A 17,262-nucleotide genomic window follows, 5' to 3' on the forward strand; every position below is an offset into this window, starting at 1 on the left:
CTAACTCTAACCGTTCGTTCACTCGGGCAATACACCGCCCGCGAGGAATTTGCGTCGGGTTACTCACACTCGCGAGCGCCGGGCGCGTCCGCGCCCGCGCAGGGCGAGGCGGGGCGAGCCCGTCGGTATGCCCTAGTGTCGTGCAGATGAGCGATTCCCCGGCCTCCTCCGAGCCCGTCCTCGACGTGGAGCAGCACCTCGCCTTGACCGGCGAGCGCACCGTGCCCGGCATCCCCGCGGAGAACTACTGGTTCCGTCGGCACGAGGTGGCCTACGACTACATCGAGGCGCGCAGCGCCGGCAAGGACGTCCTCGAGGCCGGTTCCGGTGAGGGCTACGGCGCCGCGCAGCTGGCGCGTCGAGCCGCGTCGGTCACCTGCGTCGACTACGACGCGCAGGCCGTGGAGCACACGCGCCGCCGCTACCCGGAAGTGACTGTGCACCAAGGGAATCTGATCGATCTGCCGCTGCCCGACGGCTCGGTGGATCTGGTGGTGAACTTCCAGGTGATCGAACACCTCTGGGACCAGCCCGCCTTCGTCGCCGAATGCCATCGCGTGCTGCGGGCCGACGGCGAACTGCTGATGAGCACCCCGAACCGCATCACCTTCTCCCCCGGCCTGGACACGCCGCTCAACCCGTTCCACACCCGCGAGCTGCACGCCGCCGAGCTGACCGAGCTGCTGACCGACGACGGTTTCGACGTGCAGGCCATGCTCGGCGTCTTCCACGGACCGCGTCTGCGCGAGCTCGACGCGAAGTGGGGCGGCTCGCTGATCGACGCCCAGATCGAGCGCGCGCTGGCCGGCGAGGAATGGCCGACCGAGTTGGTCGCCGACGTCGCGGGCATCACCGCCGCCGACTTCGAGATCGTCGACGCCCGCGAGCGCGACATCGACACCAGCCTCGACCTGTTGGCGATCGCCACCCGCCGGGCCGACTCGTGACCGACGTCGATCCGGTGCCGGGCCAGTTCACACTGGTCCTGCATTCGCATCTGCCCTGGCTCGTCAACCACGGCCGCTGGCCGGTGGGCGAGGAATGGCTGTATCAGTCGTGGGCGCACTGCTACCTGCCGCTCTACGGCATGCTGCGCCGACTGGCCGCCGACGGCTTCACCGATCAGCTCTCGCTCGGCATCACCCCGGTCCTGGCCGCGCAGCTCGACGACCCGCACGCGGCGGCGTCGATGTACGAGTGGCTCGCCGACTGGCAGTTGCGCGCCATGGAGGCGGCGGTCGACGACGATCCGGACCGCCGCGCCAGCGGCCACCGCGAGTACCGGGAGGCCGCCGCGGCGCTCGCCGACTTCGAGCAGCACTGGCGGCACGGCGGCAGCCCGCAGATCCGCAGCCTCGTGTCTTCCGGCGTCCTCGAACTGCTGGGCGGCCCGTTGGCGCATCCGTTTCAGCCGTTGCTCGACGAACGTCTGCGCCGACTGTCCCTCACCGAAGGCCTGGCCGACGCCCATTTGCGGTGGGGCACACAGCCGGTCGGGATCTGGGCCCCCGAATGCGCGTACACCCCGGGCATGGAACGCGAGTACGACGACGCCGGCGTCGGGCACTTCATGGTCGACGGCCCCACCCTGCGCGGCGACACCGCTCTCGGCCGACCGGTGGGCCAGACCGACGTGGTGGCCTTCGGCCGCGACCTGACCGTCAGCTACCGCGTGTGGTCACCCAAATCCGGCTACCCCGGACACAGCGCGTACCGCGACTTCCACACGTACGACCACAAGACCGGCTTCAAGCCGTTCCGGGTGACCGGCAAGAACGTCCCGGGCGACGCGAAGAAGCCGTACGACCCGGCCTTGGTCGACGCCGTGATCGACGCCCACGTGGAGGACTTCGTCGACGCCGTGCGAACGCGCATGATCGACGAGTCCGCCCGCCTCGGTCGCCCGGCGCTCGTCGTGGCGGCCTTCGACACCGAGCTGTACGGCCACTGGTGGCACGAGGGGCCGATCTGGCTCGAACGGGTGCTGCGCCGCCTGCCCGAGGTCGGCGTCACCGTCGGGACGCTCGCCGGCGCCCGCCGCAACGGCTTCGTCGGCGAGCCGGTGGAACTCGCCGACTCCTCCTGGGGCTCGGGTAAGGATTGGCGCGTCTGGGAGGGCCCGCAGGTCGCGCACCTGGTGCAGTTGAACGCCGAAGTCTCCGAGACCGCCCTCGACGTCCTGGACAAGCTACTCGAAGGCGGCCACGCCCGGGACACCACCGCCGACCAGATCCTCCGCGAGACCCTGATGACGTTGCAGTCGGACTGGCCGTTCATGGTCTCCAAGGACACCGCGGCCGGGTACGCCGAGGACCGCGCGTACAAGCACGCGCACGCCACGCGGGAGATCTGTGCCGCCGCCGCGGCCGGACGCTCCGAGCACGCGGCCCGCCTGGCCGCCGGCTGGCGCCGGGCCGACAATCTGTTCGGCGCGCTCGACGCCCGCCGTCTGCCTTCACGCGACGGGAGTCTCCGCTGATGCGACGCAAAGTCTTGATGGTGTCGTGGGAGTACCCGCCGGTCGTCGTCGGCGGCCTCGGTCGACACGTGCACTATCTGGCCGAAGCCCTTGCCGCACAGGGGCTCGAGGTGACCGTCCTGACTCGGCAGCCGTCCGGCACCGATGCGTCGACGCATCCCACCACCGACACCGTGGTGAACGGCGTCCGCGTGGTGGCCGCTGCCGAAGACCCGACGGAGTTCGACTTCGGCGTCGACATGATGTCGTGGACGCTGTCGATGGGGCACAGCTTCATCCGCGCTGCGCTCGCGCACCTCGGCCGGGACTGGACGCCCGACGTGGTGCACGCGCACGACTGGCTCGTCGCCCATCCGTCGATCGCGCTCGCCGAGTTCTTCGACGTGCCGCTGGTCGCCACCCTGCACGCCACCGAGGCCGGTCGGCACTCGGGGTGGGTGGCCGGACACGTCAACCGGCAGGTCCACTCGGTCGAGTGGTGGCTCGCCAACTCCGCCGATGCGTTGATCACCTGCTCGTCGTCGATGCGCGAGGAGGTGACCGCGCTCTTCGGCCCCGAGCTGGCGCCGATCACCGTGATCCACAACGGCATCGATCTGACCGCGTGGGCCTTCGCTGAACGCCCGCCCGCCGACGGCCCCGCCGAGCTGCTGTTCGCCGGTCGCCTCGAATATGAGAAGGGCGTGCAGGATCTGCTCGCCGCCCTGCCCGCCGTACAGCGCGTTTACCCCGGCACCACCCTGACCGTCGCGGGCGAGGGCACCCAGCTGACCTGGCTCACCGAACTCGCTCACCAGCACGGCGTCGCCGAGTCGGTGGTCTTCGCCGGCCGCCAAGACCATGATGGTCTGGTGACCCTGATGCAGCGGTGCGCGGCGATCGTGCTGCCCAGCCGCTACGAGCCGTTCGGCATCGTCGCCCTGGAAGCGGCGGCGTCGGGCATTCCGCTGGTCACCTCCACCGCGGGCGGGCTCGGCGAGGCCGTCGTCGACGGTGCCACCGGCGCCACCTTCGCCCCTGCCGATGTTCCCGCGCTGGTCGACGCCGTGTGCCGGACGCTGGCCGAACCGGAGTCCGCCGCCGTGTGGGCGCATCGTGCCCGCGCGGTGCTGACCGAGGAATTCACCTGGCCGGTGGTCGCCGAACGCACGGCGGCCGTCTACCAGGTGGCCACCCGACATCCCCGGCGCCGCCTCGCGCGGCCGGAGATCCCGTTGCGTCCCCTCCCGGAGCGCGATCACGAGAACTGAGTCGGCCGTCGCAGGACGGTCGAGGACCGAGACAACGACATGCGCAGTGCCCTGTTCGACCAGAACAACCGCGAGTAGGAGACCAATCAGCGCTGGACGCTGCAGTCGAACAAGATGCTGCGCGTCGCCTTCGGTCCCGGCGCGCTCGCCGCAAAGGGCGCCATGGTGGCCTACCAGGGCGTCTTCGACTTCAAACATGAAGGTTCCGGTTCGGTCAGCAACTTTCTGAAGAAGGCCATCAGCAATGAGGGCGGTCATCTGATGCGGGTCAACGGCCAGGGCGAGGTCTTCTTCGCCCGCCGCGCCGAGGACGTCTTCACCCTCCAGTTGGAAGGCCCGCAGGACGCGATCACGGTCAACACCTCCAGCCTGCTCGCCTTCGACGACTCGCTCGCCTGGAAGATCACGTCCATCGGCAACGCGGGCATCATGGCCGGCGGCCTGTTCAATCTGACGCTGTCCGGGCAGGGCGTGGTCGGCGTCACCAGCGACGGTCCGCCGATGATCCTCGACTGCTCCCGGCAGCCGACCTGTGTCGACCCGCAGGCCGCGGTGTGCTGGTCGGCCAACCTGACCCCGTGCATTGCTCGCGACGGACGCCGCCTCGCCGGCCGCCGTCGCCGCGCACGACAAGCAGCGTTGGCTGTCGTTGTTCAACCCGTGCGCGGTGGTCAACGATCCGGTCGGCTCGGCGCCGCACCGCGGCTCCGAGCAGCTCGCGCGTTTCTACGACACCTTCATCGCCCCGAACCGCATCCGCTTCGAGGTGGCCCACGACGTGGTCTGCGGCCGCGAGGTGCTCCGCGACGTCACCATCGTCATCGAGATGAGCGACCGCGTGACGCTCCGGGTGCCCGCCCATCTGCGCTATGCGATGACCGACGATGCGCGCATCGACGCGCTCGCCGCCCACTGGGAGCTGGGTCCGATGATCGGCCAGCTGCTCGGCAACGGGTCGGCCGCCGCGCCCGTGGCGGGCCGACTCTCGGCGGGCCTCCTGCGCAACCAGCGCCTCGGCGGCGCGCGGGGCTTCGCCCGGGGCTTCGTCGGCGTCGGCGCCCGCGCGAAGCGGCAGGCGATCGCCCTGCTCCAGGCATTAGGCGACGGCGACGTGCACGCCGCCGAGCGGGCGCGCACCGCCGCGACTGCCCTCCGGTTCGGTGGACGGCCGGTGCCGTCGCCCGCCGAACTCGGTCGACAGCTCGCCGGATGGCGGGTCGGCAAGACGCTGGCCGCCGGCCGGACCGTGTCGGTGACCCTGACCGACGGCCAGGCCCACGGGGTGGCGCTGGTGGAGTTCGCCGGGCGCGCGGTGTCCGCGGTGACGGTGTACGTCGACGCCTGACGACTGACGCCCGCGAGGCTGCGCAGTGATCCCTAGTCGGCGGCAGGTCGTCGGCGGTTCACCTTGAGCGCGCCGCGGCGCGTCTTGGCGTCGAGCCGTCGACGCTGGGAACCCTTGGTCCGGCGCGTGGGACGGCGCGGTACCTCCGGGGCCACCGCCTCGCGCAGCAGGTCGGCGAGCCGTTGCCGGGCCAGGGTCCGGTTGCGTCGCTGAGCCCGCTCTTCCGAGGCGGCGATCGTCAGGACACCGCCACTGAGCCGCGGCGCGAGGGTGCGCAGCACGCGGGCGCGCTGGGCGTCGTCGAGCGCCGTGGTCGCCGCGAGATCCAGGCTCAGCTGCACCCTCGAGTCGGTGGTGTTCACGCCCTGGCCGCCCGGCCCCGACGAGCGGGAGAACTGTTCGATCAACTCCGACGCCGGAATCCGGAGGCCGCGCGGCGCCCCCGGTCCCGGCGTGATGAGTAGATCGTCCATGGCTGCCATTCTGCGGGTCGCCGCCGGATCTGGCCAACGAGTTATCACGGCTCAGTCGTCTTCGGGTCTCGCGTCGCCTCGCCCTGGGCGGTATGCGTAGCAAATACCATTTCACATGCAAAGACCGCTACGATCCTTGCGAGTCGCAGGGTCTCGGGGGAGCCGGCCTGAACATCTCATCTCAGGAATAGCTGTGACTTGCACCTTCACCCCGTAACAGGAGAGCCGCCTTGAAGAAGACGTCCATTCCCCTGCGCGCAGGAATCACCGCCTCCGTCGCACTCACCGCCGCCGCCGCGATCGGCGTCGCCACCACCTCCGTCGTTCCCGAGACCACCGTCTCGGCCGACCCGGCGCTGATGGCTTCCACCAGTGTCGCCGGCGGCGTCGCCATCGACCCGGAGGGGATCATCAAGGGCATCCCGCTCATCGGTGATGCGGCATGGCGTGTCGCCAAGACCCAGCTGGGCACCACGTCGGCCACGGCGATCCTTCCGGGCTTCGCTGCGGCGTACGCCGACAAGGGCGAGAGCGCTACGGCATTCTCGCTGCTCGGCATCGCGGTGGCCTCGACCGACTTCAAGCTCCTCGGCTTCATCGACGTGCCGACCGGGCAGCTCGCCTGCCTGGGTGCACTGACCTTCGCCCAGTCGTCGACCGAGGGCTTCTGCCTCAACGTGCTGGGTGTCTTCGACATGAAGAACGACAAGGACAAGGGCGAGTTCTCCCTGGCGCTCACCAACCCGATCGCCCTGCTCACCGATGGGATCGACGCGAGCGAGATCATCGGTGCCATCACCGGCGACACCAGCCTGTCGGAGCTGCTGACTGCCGACTTCGCCCGCGCCACCTTCGGTGGCGCCGACACCTTCAAGGTCACCAGCTCCTACGGCTTCCTGCCGATCGGCAAGCAGGTTCCGGGCGCCATCCAGGTCGGGTGGCTCGGCGGCACGATGACGCTGTTCCCGGTCACTAGCGACGGCAAGATCAACTACGTGGGCCTGCCGAACTTCGACTTCTCGAACTTCGGCCAGTTCGACGACATCACCTCCATCATCCCGAGCCTGAGCGTCGGCGAGTTCCAGACCCCGATTCCGGGCCTGGACATCCCGGGCTGGAGCACCGACGGCATCTTCGGCGGCCTCACCACCCCGGCTACCCAGGACGTCACGGTGCAACTGGACGCCCCGCTGATCGACAGCACCTCGGAAGCTCCCCTGGAGGTCGCGGACACCACCGCCGAAACCCCGGCGGCCGAGACGGACGACGCTGCGGTGCGGCAGCCCGCAGTGGAGGCTCCCGCAGTGGAGCAGCCCGCTGCCGATCCGGTGGTGGACGCCCCCGCGGCAGAGAGCGCGCCCTCTTCCCCGGAGCCCGCTGTCAGCCTGGGCTAGTTGTAGCCCGCTCCTCTCGGGGAGACACGAAAGAACGCCCTCCACGGCGGATTTCCACGGTGGAGGGCGTTCTTTGTGCCCGACGGCGTCGTCCGTAGGCTCGTCGGCATGAACTCCGACGCATCGCACGAGCGCGAGCTCACCGAACGCATCTCGCTGACCCTGCCCGACGGGCAGTTGAACCGGGAAGCGGTCGGCTTCGCGCGCTGGCCCCTCGTCGACACCTCCGGCATCGGTCGCGGACTCCGGGCCGTCGGCCGCAACAAGCGGTGGGAGTACTGGAGCGTCATCACGCCCACCCACATCGCGGCGCTCACGGTCTCGTCGATCGATTACGCCGGCGTCCACGAGGTGTGGCTGTTCGATCGGGCCACCGGCGAGGAGGTCGGCAAGGCCGCCACCGTCATCCCCCCGCGCCACGTGGAGCTGCCCGCCTCGCTCGGTGGCGGCATCGTCAGCGGCCGCGCCAAAGACCTCGCGATCGACATCACCCCGCTGCCGAACGACGCCACCCGACTGCGCGCTCTCATCCCCGGCGGCGTGATCGACGTCGTGGTCCAGCGCCCGCCGGCCCACGACTGCCTCGCCGTGGTGGTGCCGTGGAGCGACACGCGCTTCCAGTACACGGTGAAGGACGTCGCGCTGCCCGCGTCCGGCTCACTGATCATCGATGGCGTCGAGCACGTGCTCCCCGAGGGCGAATCGTGGGCGGTGCTCGATCACGGCCGCGGCCGGTGGCCGTACGACATCACCTGGAACTGGGGCGCGGGTTCGGGCCGATCGCACGGGCACACCATCGGACTCCAGGTGGGCGGCAAGTGGACCGCGGGCACCGGCGTCACCGAGAACGGCGTGGTGATCGACGGTCGCCTGCACAAGATCAGTACCGAACTGCGCTGGGAGTATTCGACCGACGACTTCCTGGCCCCCTGGCGGGTGTCCGGCGGTGGCTTGGACGCCGAGCTGGTGCCCTTCCACGACAAGCGGAGCCGGATGAACTTCGGCGTCCTCGCCGGCAACACGGACCAGTGCTTCGGTACCTGGTCGGGCACCTTCGACACCGGCCTCGACGTGATCGAGTTCAGCGGACTGGTCGGATTCGCCGAACACGTCCACAACCGCTGGTAGCCGCGTGGCCGCGGTGTAACAACTCGGCGCCCATGTGGCCACAGTGATTGATGGTGCGCACGTGGTCATCGATACTCGTCTGGTGAGAGTCATCCGGAGAGGCAGCCGCACGGTCGTCACGGGCATCGCGATCGCCCTCGCCGCGCTGCTGGCCACGACCCCGGGCGGCAGCGCCGCCGAACCCGCCGCCGCGCGGTACACCATGGTCGCGTTCAGCAACGCCAGCGCCCGCGACCTGGACGTCTACGAGTCGAGCGACGGCACCGACTTCCAGCCGCTCAAGCTGTCGGCGTATCGCCCGCCCGCGGGATTCGTCCGGGATCCGAGCATCTTCCGGCACACCGACGGGCAGTACTACCTCACCCACACCACGGCCGACGGCGCGAACATCGGCTTCGCCCGCAGCAGCGACCGCATCACCTGGACGCCGATGAAGAGCTGGCCGGTCCCGCTGTGCTGCGCCCTCCTCCCGGGCACCGGCGACGGCAAGGGCCCGGTGAATCCGTTCGGTATCACCGGCTCGGCGGGCTTCCGCGACGGGCCGTCGCTGTCGCCGTTCACCACCAAGGCGTGGGCGCCGGAGTGGTTCATCGACGACGGCCGGGTGCACATCATCATGTCGATGTCGACCGGCGGCGGCTTCGTCCCTTACCTGCTGACCGCTCTCGATGCGACGCTCACCCGGTGGAGTTGGCCGGTGCCGCTCGACGGCCTGAACGCCGACCGGATCGACACCACCGTCGTCAAGGCCGGATCGACCTATCACGCGTTCACCAAGAACGAGACCAAGAAGGTGCTCGAGCACGCCGTCGCCCCCGCCCTGCGCGGCCCGTACACGTTCGTGCCGCCGGGCGAGTGGGGCACGCTGGTGGAGGGCCCCACCGTGACGCAGCTGCCGAACGGCGACTGGCGGCTCTACTTCGACGCCTACAAGGCCGGCAAGTACCTCTATTCCGACAGCAGCGACGGCATGAAGACGTGGACGCCGCCGAAGGAACTGCCGGGAATCTCCGGCACCGCACGGCACTTCGGCGTCCTCCGCGAACCCGCATAGGGTGAGCGCACACGGTGAGCGGGCGGGGCGGGTCAGCCCGCTTCAGTCGCCTCTGCCCGGGCCTGCGCCTTCTTCCGTTCGATGTCGGCGAGCGCACGCTCGTACTCAGCGCGCTGCTCGGCGCCGGCCTCCCACGCCTCCATGCGGTTCTTCACCACGCGGGCCGGGGAGCCGACCGCGATCGAGTAGTCGGGGATCACGCCGCGGGCGACGGCGTGGGCGCCGAGGACGCAGCCGCGGCCGACGATGGTGTTGCGCAGCACGGTGACCTTGGTGGCGATCCAGGTGTCGGCGCCGATCCGCAGCGGCCCCTTGACGATGCCCTGGTCCTTGATCGGGATCCCGATGTGGTCGGTCACGTGGTCGAAGTCGCAGATGTAGCACCAGTCGGCGATCAGCGTGGAGCCGCCGATCTCGATGTCCAGGTAGGCGTTGACCACGTTGTTGCAGCCGAAGACGGTCTTGTCGCCGATTCGGAGGCTGCCCTCGTGGCAACGGATGGAGTTGCCGTCGCCGATGTGCACCCACCGGCCGATCTCCATGCGCGACAGTTCCGGCGTCGCATGGATCTCGACGTTCTTACCCAGGAAGACCATGCCGCGCAGCACGATATGCGGGTTGGCCAGGCGGAACCGCGCCAGCCGGTAGTAGCGCACCAGGTACCAGGGCGTCCAGGCCTTGTTCTTCTTGATCCAGCGGAGCGAGTCCAGCGTCAGAAAACGGGCCTGCTGGGGGTCGCGGCTGCGCAGCCCGGCACGCCAGCGCGAACGGTACGAGGCGTTCCACATGGTGGTCATGGGGACAAACCCTAATCGACGCGATTTTCGGACACGATAGAGTCTTGCCCGAACGGCCCGCACGCGCGACACCGCCGCGGTCGGGGCAGTCGAAGGAAGGTACCCCCAGGGATGCAGCAGTCAGTCGGACGACGTCGGCGGCAGGGTCGTATCTTTGCGTCGGTGGTCTTCGCCGCCGTCCTCGGCCTCGTGATGACCGCCTGCTCCGACGGGCACACGGAGGTCCGCGCGATCCCGGCGGCCGGGTGGCCCACGTTCGGGGGCGACGGCGCCAACGCGAACTACACCCCGGTCACCGCACCCGACAACCTCGCCCTGGCGTGGACTCGCCCCACCGGCGGACCGATCAGCGCCCCGTTGACGATGAACGCCCTCGGCGACATCGGCGTCACCGCGAACACCGCCAACGGCTGCAACACGTTCGTCTTCGACCGCGCCGCCGGCCGGAAGAACTTCTGCAAGCGCATGGCCTCCGGCGTCGAGCTCAACGCCATGGCCTTCGACCAGAACAATCAGCCGTACCTCGGTGAGTCGGGCACCTTCCTGGCCTTCAACGGCGGCGGCTCGATCCGCTGGCGGATGCCGGCCATCGGTGTGCCACTGTCGGCGAAGTTCGCCGGCCCGGGCCGCGTCCTGATGGTCACCACGCAGGGCCAGATCCTGCTCATCAACGCCCAGACCAACGTCTTCGAGGCACCCGAGATCCGGCTGCGTCCGGACGCCCGGCCCGACGAGCCGCTGTTCGGCCTCGGCGACTGCGTCACCGGCGGCCCGCTCTGCGCGGTCTCCGCTCCCCCGGCCGTCGACGCGGCACACGAGCGTTTCTACCTCAACTTCCATCCCGAGGGCACCGAGCAGTCGCAGCTGAGCGCGCTGACCTACAGCGACAACGACATCGTCCAGCGCTGGCACGTCGAGGTGCCCGGCGGCATGGTGGGCCCGCCGACGCTGTCGGCCGACGGCGGGACTGTCTACGCCTTCGGCCGCGACGGCCGCCTGTACGCCTACGACACCGCCGACGGTACGCCGCGCTGGAATCACGACCTCGGCGGCTTCGGCTTCGCGACCCTCGCCGTCTCGCCCGACGGCATCCTCATCCCCACCGGCACCGTCGGTGCGCCGCTGACCATCCTGAAGGACGCCGGCACGAGCGCCGAGGTGGTCGCCACGCGCACCGACCTGCAGACCGTCAGCCTGTCGACCATCACCGGCGGCGACCGCGCCTGGACCGTGGTGCGCACCGGTGCCGACCAGAAGCTCATGCTGACCGAGATCTCCACCGCCGACGGCGCCACCCAGCGCTCCCTGGAACTGCCGAAGGCCGCCGGATTCACCACCGGCGTCGCGGTCTCGGCCTGGGGCAGCGTCGCCGTGGCCACCCACGCCGGCGAGGTCTTCTACTTCGCTCCGAAGTAGTTCCGCCGGGCGTCGTCAGCCGGGAGTAGTCAGTCGCAGCTAGCGGCGCGGACGCCGGGCTCGCACAGGAAGGCGACGCCCTGGCGGCCGATCCGCGTGAGGATCAGCGCGTAGGGCTCGGAACCCTTGAGCTTCAACCGTTTCCGCAGCCGGTCCGGGTCCACGTCGAGGCCGCGCACCAGGACCTCCAGGCTGCCGCAGCCGCGGGCGGCGAGCGCACTGCGGAGCGCCTTCTCGTTCACCGGCAGCTGCTCGATCACCCGGAAGCCGCGTTCGCCCGCGGGCACCGCGCCACCGGTCAGGTAGGCGATCTGCGGATCCAACTGCACCAGCCCGTGCCGGTGCCCGTACTGACGCACCAGCCCGGCCCGCACCACCGCACCGTCGGGGTCGACGATCCACTCGCCCACCCCGGGCGCGCCCAGGTCGTCCGGGTCGTCGGAGGTCACCTCGTACAGCGACGTGGTGCCGTCCGGGCGGCTGCGCAGCACGCTGGCGCGATTGGCCGGCTGTCCGGCGGCGTCGGTCCACAGGCAGGCCTCGCGGACACCACCGTCGAGCGAGACGATCTGCACCTGCCCCTCGAAGCCGAAGCGGGTGCGCAGGTGCTGATAGTCCAGGCCCGGTGAGCATTTGACGGCCATCGGCCGCCCGGCGTACACGGCGAGCAGTTCCAGCAGCGGCGGGTCGAGCTGATCGATGCCGAAGACCCGGCCGCCGCTGTTGCGGCGTCCGGGGTCGGCGATGAACACCTCCGCCGTCGACGTCGGGGTCAGGGCGTCGGCGCGCAGCAGCGTCGGCGCGGTACCGCCGACCAGGCCCAGATTGTGCTGCGCCATGGCCAACCGCACCGGATCCAGGTCCGAGCCGATCACCGCGCCGATCCCGGGCGCGGCGACCAGTGTCGTCAGTTCCGCACCGATCGAGCAGGTGAGGTCGTGCACCAGCGCACCGGGATGCCGGCGGGCGATCTCGGCGGCGCGCAGCGCGGCCACCGGGGTCGCTGTGGCCTGCTGGACGGCGTTGTCGTCGGCCAGCAGCGCGTCGGCGTAGGCCAGCTTCCCCGCCGCGCGGCGTCGTGCCCGGACCGTCTCCACCAGGGCGGCGGCGTGCTCCGGGTACCGCGAACGCAGCTTCGTCAGGTCGCCCAGCAGCGACGCCGAGGTCAGCGGAAACTCCGCAGCGACGTCCAACGCCTTGCTTCCGTACCGGGAACGCAGGAAGACGACGTCGTCGTCACTGACGGTCATGGGTCGCGGCGTCCAGGTGCGTCGACGCCCCTACGGGGTCGGCTTCACACCGGTGATCAGCACGTTGTAGAAGTACTGCGGCGGAACGATCTTGGACAGGACGTTGTCGTCGAGCCAGGTCATCCGCTTCCAGCCGCCGAACGCGAAACGCGCCCAGCCCCAGCCGAGCTTGTCGGCGGGCACGGCCGCCTCGAACGTACGGACCGGCCAGCCCAGCATGGCCGCGGCGAGCTCCTCGCTGGCCGACTCCACCTGCACGGCGCCGGCGGCGGTCGCGAGGTCCTCGAGGTCCTGCGGGGAGAAGGTGTGGATGTCCACGACGGCCTCCAGCGCCGCGGCGCGCGAGGACTCGTCGAGCTCCTCCTGCGGACGGCGCCACGACTGCAGCGGACCGAACTTGGTCATCGTGGTGGTGGCCCACCAGGTGGCCCGGCTCATCCAGCGCGCGTAGAAGTCGCCGAGGGTCGACGGCTCACCGGCGAAGACGAAGCGGCCGCCCGGCTTGAGCACGCGCAGCACCTCACGCAGCGACTGCTCGACGTCCGGAATGTGGTGCAGCACAGCATGTCCCACCACGAGGTCGAAGGTGTTGTCGTCGTACGGGATCTTCTCGGCGTCGGCCACGCGGCCGTCCACGTCGAGCCCGAGGCCCTCCGCGTTGCGCAGCGCCACCTTCACCATGCCCGGCGACAGGTCGGTGACCGAGCCCTTGGTGGCCACGCCCGACTGCATCAGGTTCAGCAGGAAGAAGCCGGTGCCGCAGCCCAGCTCCATGGCGTGCCCGTAGGGCAGCTCGGCGTCGGGCACGATGCGGTCGAGGCGGCCGCGCGCGTAGTCGATGCAGCGCTCGTCGAACGAGATCGACCACTTGTCGTCGTAGCTCTCGGCCTCCCAGTCGTGGTACAGGACCTGGGCGAGCTTGGTGTCGGTCAGCGCGGCCTCGACCTGCTCGGCGGTGGCGTGCGGGTTCGGCTTCGGATCGTCGATCGTCGTCATGAAGGTGGTGCTACTTTCCGGTGAAGTCGGCCTTGCCGGGGCCGTTCTCGATGAACGACGCCATGCCGATCGCACGGTCGTCGGTGGCGAAGAGCGAAGCGAACAGATGTGCTTCGATCTTCAACCCGGTTTCCAGGTCGGTGTCGAGACCCTCGTCGATCGCGGCCTTGGCCGCGGCCAGAGCCGCCGACGCACTGCCGACGAAGCGGGCGGCCCAGGTGACCGCCGCGGTGTAGACGTCGTCGGGGGCGACGACCTCGTCGACCAGACCGATCGCCAGCGCCTCCTCGGCGTCGACGAAACGACCCGTGAACACCATGTCCTTGGCGCGCGACGGTCCGATGAGACGGGCCAGTCGCTGGGTGCCGCCGCCGCCGGGGATCACGCCGAGGAGCACCTCGGGGACGCCCAGCTTCGCGTTGTCGCCGGCGATCCGACGATCCGCGCCCAGCGCCACTTCCAGACCGCCGCCGAGTGCGTAGCCGGTGATCGCGGCGACGGTCGGCTTGGTGATCTCGGAGATCGCACCCAGGCCGCGCTGCAGCCGACGGGCCACCTTGGTCATCTCGGCGGGGGTGATGTCGATCATCTCTTTGATGTCGGCGCCGGCGGCGAACACCTTGGGTCCGCCGTAGACCACCACGGCCTTGATGTCGTCGCGGGCATTCGCCTCCGCGGCGGCCGCGAGGAGCTCGTCCTGGACCTGTCGGTTCAGTGCGTTCATCGGCGGTCGACGCAGCTCGATGATGCCCACACCCGGGTGGTCGGGAGCGGTTTCGAAGGTCACGAACTCAGCCATGGCAGGCACGTTACCGGGTAACTGTCACGTCCTCCCAACCGCACCCGGCGCGATGTACTCGTCGGTAGAGTGCGGGCATGAGTGGCGACGCCGTCGAACTCGTCGTCCCGGGACCGCCCGGCGACGACGGCACCGATACCGCGCGCACCATCCGACTCAGCAACCCTGATCGCCTCTACTTCCCGGACGCGCCCGGCCCCCGCGGCACCGGCCTCACCAAACTCGATCTCGCCGAGTACTACCGCGCGGTCGGCCCCGGCATCACCGCGGCCCTCGACCATCGCCCCACCATGCTGCACCGCTTCCCCAAGGGCCTGGCCGGCCCCAAGGTGCACCAGAAGAAGCTGCCCGCGGGCGCGCCCGTCTGGATCGAGACGGTCGGTATCTACTTTCCACGCTACGAGCGCATCGTCGACGAGCTCTGCGTCACCGAACTGGGCGCGGTGCTGTGGGCGGTGCAGATGTCCACCGTGGAGTTCCACCCGTGGAACTCGCGGCGCTCCGCGGTGGAGTTCCCCGACGAATGGCGGATCGACCTCGATCCCATGCCGCACTGCGACCTCCCCCGCACCCGCCGCGTGGCGCGCGCCGCCCAGGACCTGTTGGCGGAGTTGGGCATTCGGGGTTTCCCGAAGACCTCCGGCGGTCACGGCCTGCACATCTACGTGCGGATCGTTGCGGAGTGGGGTTTCGCCGACGTCCGCCGCGCCGCCCGCGCTTTCGGACGCGAACTGACGCGCCGGGTGCCCGACGACGCAACCGTCGTGTGGTGGCGCAAGGACCGTGACCCGTCGAAGGTCTTCGTCGACTTCAATCAGAATGCGCGCGATCACACGATGGCCGCCGCCTACTCGGTGCGGTCCACACCGCGCGCCACGGTGAGCGCACCGCTGGACTGGTCCGAGGTCGACGACGCCGAGCCCGACGACTTCACCGTCGCCACCATGCCTGAACGCTTCGCCCGCCGCGGCGACCTGTTCGCGCCTATCGAACTCGTCGCGCACCGACTGGACACCCTGCTCGAGTGGGCCGAACGCGACGAAGCGGCCGACGACGTCGTCGATCCCCCGAGTTACTGAGACCGGTCGGTGAACGCGCTACTCGGCCACGTCGCGCAACCGGTCCAGCCGGCCGTCCGCCATCGCCGCGAAGTAGTCGGCGGAGTCGTCGAATCCGAGGCCCAGGATGCCCTGACCGTCCGAGACGACCGGTTCGATGGTCTCCAGCACGCGCGGGTGGGCTACCGCGTCGGCGACCGTCGCGAACTCGCCGAGGTGCCGCAGTTGCGTCCAGGTGGGCGGCAGCAGGAAACGGCGTCCGTCCTGCCAGTCGGCCAGCGCCGCGGCGGCCGTGCGCCATTCGGTGGCCTCGGCCTCGGTGGTGGCGCCGTCGGCGTCGTGCCCGGCGGGCACCTGGGCGAGGAAGAAGCGGGTGTCGTAGCGACGGCGTTCGTTCTTCGGCGTGATCCAGTGCGCCAGCGGGGTCAGGAGATCGGAGCGGAGCATCAGGTCGTGATCGGCCAGGAACTGGGCGAAGGAGAGTTCCTTGCTGACCAGCGCGGCGCGTTCGGCGGCGAAGATCGTCGGGTCGGCGCACACCTGCGTCTCGGTGCCGGCGAGCAGGACGCCGCACTCCTCGAAAGTCTCCCGCACGGCGGCCGAGACGAGGGCACGCGCGGTGGCCTCGTCGGCGGAGAACTGCTCGGCCCACCAGCCGACCTCGGGACCCACCCACTGGATCTGCGCATCGCGGTCCCGATCGTCGACGCCGCCGCCGGGAAACACGGTCATGCCGCCGGCGAAGGCCATCTGCTGCACGCGATGCTGCAGAAACACCTCGATGCCGTCGGCGCCGTCGCGCACCAGCACGACGGTCGATGCATCGCGCAGCGGCGCGATCTGTTGCGGGTTGTCGGCAGCACTCATGGATTCGGCCTCCTGCTCAGCCGGTGTGAGCAAGCGCTCACTTGTGGTCGTCTCTCGACTGTATCGCTCAGCCCTCGGCGGCGCGTCGGTGCCCACCCGCGCGACGCGCACGGCGGGCGAAGTAGCGCCCGTCCTCCTGCGTCAGAGCGATGTTCTGCCGGAACGTCGTGGTGAGATTCTCCGCGGTCAGGGTCTCGGTGAGCGGCCCCTGGGCGGTCACCTCGCCCTCGGACAGCATGATGAGGTTGGTGAAGCCGGGCGGGATCTCCTCCACGTGATGAGTGATCAGCACCATCGCCGGCGCGTCCGGATCCTGCGCCAATCGGCTGAGTCGGTCGACGAGCTCCTCGCGGCCGCCGAGGTCGAGGCCGGCCGCCGGTTCGTCGAGCAGCAGCAGCTCCGGATCGGTCATCAGGCCGCGCGCGATCAGCACCCGCTTGCGTTCGCCTTCGGAGAGGGTGCCGAAGGTGCGGTCGGCGAGGTGTTCGGCGCCCATCGACTCCAGCACGTCGGCGGCCCGCTCGCGATCGAACTCGTCGTACTCCTCCCGCCAGCGCCCGAGCACGGCGTAGCCGGCCGAGATCACCAGATCCGACACCACTTCGCCGCCCGGGATCCGGCCGGCGGTCGCCGAACTCACCAGGCCCACCCGCGTCGTCAGATCCCGAGTGTCAGTGCGCCCCAACTGTTCTCCGAGCACGAAGGCGGTGCCGGAGCTCGGATGCTCCACGGCGCCGGCCATCCGCAGCAGCGAGGTCTTACCCGCCCCGTTCGGGCCGATGATCACCCAGCGTTCGTCGAGCTCCACCTTCCAGTCGATCGGCCCCACCAGGGTCTTACCGCCGCGCACGAGGCGCACGTCGGAGAAATCGAGGATCAGGTCCGGATCGGTCTGCACGTCAGTCACCCCACCATGATGGAGCACTCCGCGGCCCGAGTGCGGGAGGCCCACTGGA

Annotated in this window: 16 protein-coding genes and 1 pseudogene; 10 read left to right on the forward strand and 7 right to left on the reverse strand. The window is 70.0% G+C overall.

Annotated elements, in window-relative coordinates; all coding sequences use genetic code 11:
- Positions 1-146 precede the first annotated feature (146 nt).
- The 5 genes and pseudogenes from MUG78_RS00820 (at position 147) to MUG78_RS00840 (ending at position 5,074) form a co-directional block, all read left to right on the forward strand.
- Positions 147-947, forward strand: coding sequence for a class I SAM-dependent methyltransferase (locus tag MUG78_RS00820; protein WP_246991321.1), 801 nt, complete (start codon positions 147-149; stop codon positions 945-947).
- Positions 944-2,479, forward strand: a complete 1,536-nt coding sequence (locus tag MUG78_RS00825; RefSeq protein WP_246991323.1) for a 1,4-alpha-glucan branching protein domain-containing protein — start codon at positions 944-946, stop codon at positions 2,477-2,479. Before MUG78_RS00820 ends, MUG78_RS00825 begins: the two co-directional genes overlap by 4 nt.
- Positions 2,479-3,729, forward strand: a complete 1,251-nt coding sequence (locus MUG78_RS00830; RefSeq protein ID WP_246991325.1) for a glycosyltransferase family 4 protein — start codon at positions 2,479-2,481, stop codon at positions 3,727-3,729. Before MUG78_RS00825 ends, MUG78_RS00830 begins: the two co-directional genes overlap by 1 nt.
- Positions 3,730-3,891: 162 nt before the next feature.
- A pseudogene (locus MUG78_RS00835) lies at positions 3,892-4,263 on the forward strand (AIM24 family protein); the annotation flags it as partial.
- A gap of 49 nt (positions 4,264-4,312) precedes the next feature.
- Positions 4,313-5,074 (forward strand): nuclear transport factor 2 family protein, encoded by a 762-nt coding sequence (locus tag MUG78_RS00840; RefSeq protein WP_246991327.1) that lies wholly within the window; start codon positions 4,313-4,315, stop codon positions 5,072-5,074.
- 32 nt (positions 5,075-5,106) lie between these two features.
- Here the strand turns inward: MUG78_RS00840 and arfB are convergent, their stop codons facing one another.
- Positions 5,107-5,547: an alternative ribosome rescue aminoacyl-tRNA hydrolase ArfB gene (arfB, locus tag MUG78_RS00845; protein WP_246991328.1), complete on the reverse strand. Its 441-nt coding sequence runs from the start codon at positions 5,545-5,547 to the stop codon at positions 5,107-5,109.
- A 230-nt stretch (positions 5,548-5,777) separates the two neighbouring features.
- On the opposite strand from arfB, the gene MUG78_RS00850 reads away from it, so the two are divergent.
- The 3 genes from MUG78_RS00850 (at position 5,778) to MUG78_RS00860 (ending at position 9,123) form a co-directional block, all read left to right on the forward strand.
- Complete coding sequence (locus MUG78_RS00850; RefSeq protein WP_246991330.1) at positions 5,778-6,941, forward strand: hypothetical protein; 1,164 nt, start codon at positions 5,778-5,780, stop codon at positions 6,939-6,941.
- 108 nt (positions 6,942-7,049) lie between these two features.
- Positions 7,050-8,069, forward strand: coding sequence for a DUF2804 domain-containing protein (locus tag MUG78_RS00855; protein ID WP_246991332.1), 1,020 nt, complete (start codon positions 7,050-7,052; stop codon positions 8,067-8,069).
- Between the two features lie 124 nt (positions 8,070-8,193).
- Positions 8,194-9,123 carry a glycoside hydrolase family protein gene (locus MUG78_RS00860; protein WP_372493275.1) on the forward strand — a complete coding sequence of 310 codons (930 nt, stop codon included), beginning with the start codon at positions 8,194-8,196 and terminating at the stop codon, positions 9,121-9,123.
- A gap of 32 nt (positions 9,124-9,155) precedes the next feature.
- Here the strand turns inward: MUG78_RS00860 and MUG78_RS00865 are convergent, their stop codons facing one another.
- Positions 9,156-9,920 carry an acyltransferase gene (locus MUG78_RS00865; RefSeq protein WP_246991336.1) on the reverse strand — a complete coding sequence of 255 codons (765 nt, stop codon included), beginning with the start codon at positions 9,918-9,920 and terminating at the stop codon, positions 9,156-9,158.
- Between the two features lie 111 nt (positions 9,921-10,031).
- Between MUG78_RS00865 and MUG78_RS00870 the strand changes: the two genes are divergently transcribed.
- On the forward strand, positions 10,032-11,336 hold the full coding sequence (locus MUG78_RS00870; RefSeq protein ID WP_246991338.1) for an outer membrane protein assembly factor BamB family protein: 1,305 nt from the start codon (positions 10,032-10,034) through the stop codon (positions 11,334-11,336).
- Between the two features lie 29 nt (positions 11,337-11,365).
- On the opposite strand, the gene MUG78_RS00875 is transcribed toward MUG78_RS00870, so the two are convergent.
- The 3 genes from MUG78_RS00875 to MUG78_RS00885 are packed head-to-tail and all read right to left on the reverse strand — an operon-like array spanning position 11,366 to position 14,381.
- A complete protein-coding gene (locus MUG78_RS00875; protein ID WP_246991340.1) occupies positions 11,366-12,586 on the reverse strand; it encodes a class I SAM-dependent methyltransferase in 1,221 nt (406 codons plus the stop codon).
- A 30-nt stretch (positions 12,587-12,616) separates the two neighbouring features.
- Entirely contained in the window at positions 12,617-13,582 is a 966-nt protein-coding gene (locus MUG78_RS00880; protein ID WP_246991342.1) for a methyltransferase domain-containing protein, read from the reverse strand.
- Between the two features lie 10 nt (positions 13,583-13,592).
- Complete coding sequence (locus MUG78_RS00885; protein WP_246991344.1) at positions 13,593-14,381, reverse strand: enoyl-CoA hydratase/isomerase family protein; 789 nt, start codon at positions 14,379-14,381, stop codon at positions 13,593-13,595.
- Positions 14,382-14,458: 77 nt separating this feature from the next.
- Here MUG78_RS00885 and MUG78_RS00890 point away from each other — a divergent pair, with 77 nt between their 5' ends.
- Positions 14,459-15,460 carry a DNA polymerase domain-containing protein gene (locus MUG78_RS00890; RefSeq protein ID WP_246991345.1) on the forward strand — a complete coding sequence of 334 codons (1,002 nt, stop codon included), beginning with the start codon at positions 14,459-14,461 and terminating at the stop codon, positions 15,458-15,460.
- Positions 15,461-15,478: 18 nt separating this feature from the next.
- Here the strand turns inward: MUG78_RS00890 and MUG78_RS00895 are convergent, their stop codons facing one another.
- Positions 15,479-16,306, reverse strand: coding sequence for an NUDIX hydrolase (locus tag MUG78_RS00895; RefSeq protein ID WP_246991347.1), 828 nt, complete (start codon positions 16,304-16,306; stop codon positions 15,479-15,481).
- Between the two features lie 67 nt (positions 16,307-16,373).
- Entirely contained in the window at positions 16,374-17,213 is an 840-nt protein-coding gene (locus MUG78_RS00900) for an ABC transporter ATP-binding protein (protein ID WP_246991349.1), read from the reverse strand.
- Positions 17,214-17,262 lie beyond the last annotated feature (49 nt).

The sequence above is a fragment of the Gordonia alkaliphila genome (assembly GCF_023017165.1).
Lineage (GTDB): Bacteria > Actinomycetota > Actinomycetes > Mycobacteriales > Mycobacteriaceae > Gordonia > Gordonia alkaliphila.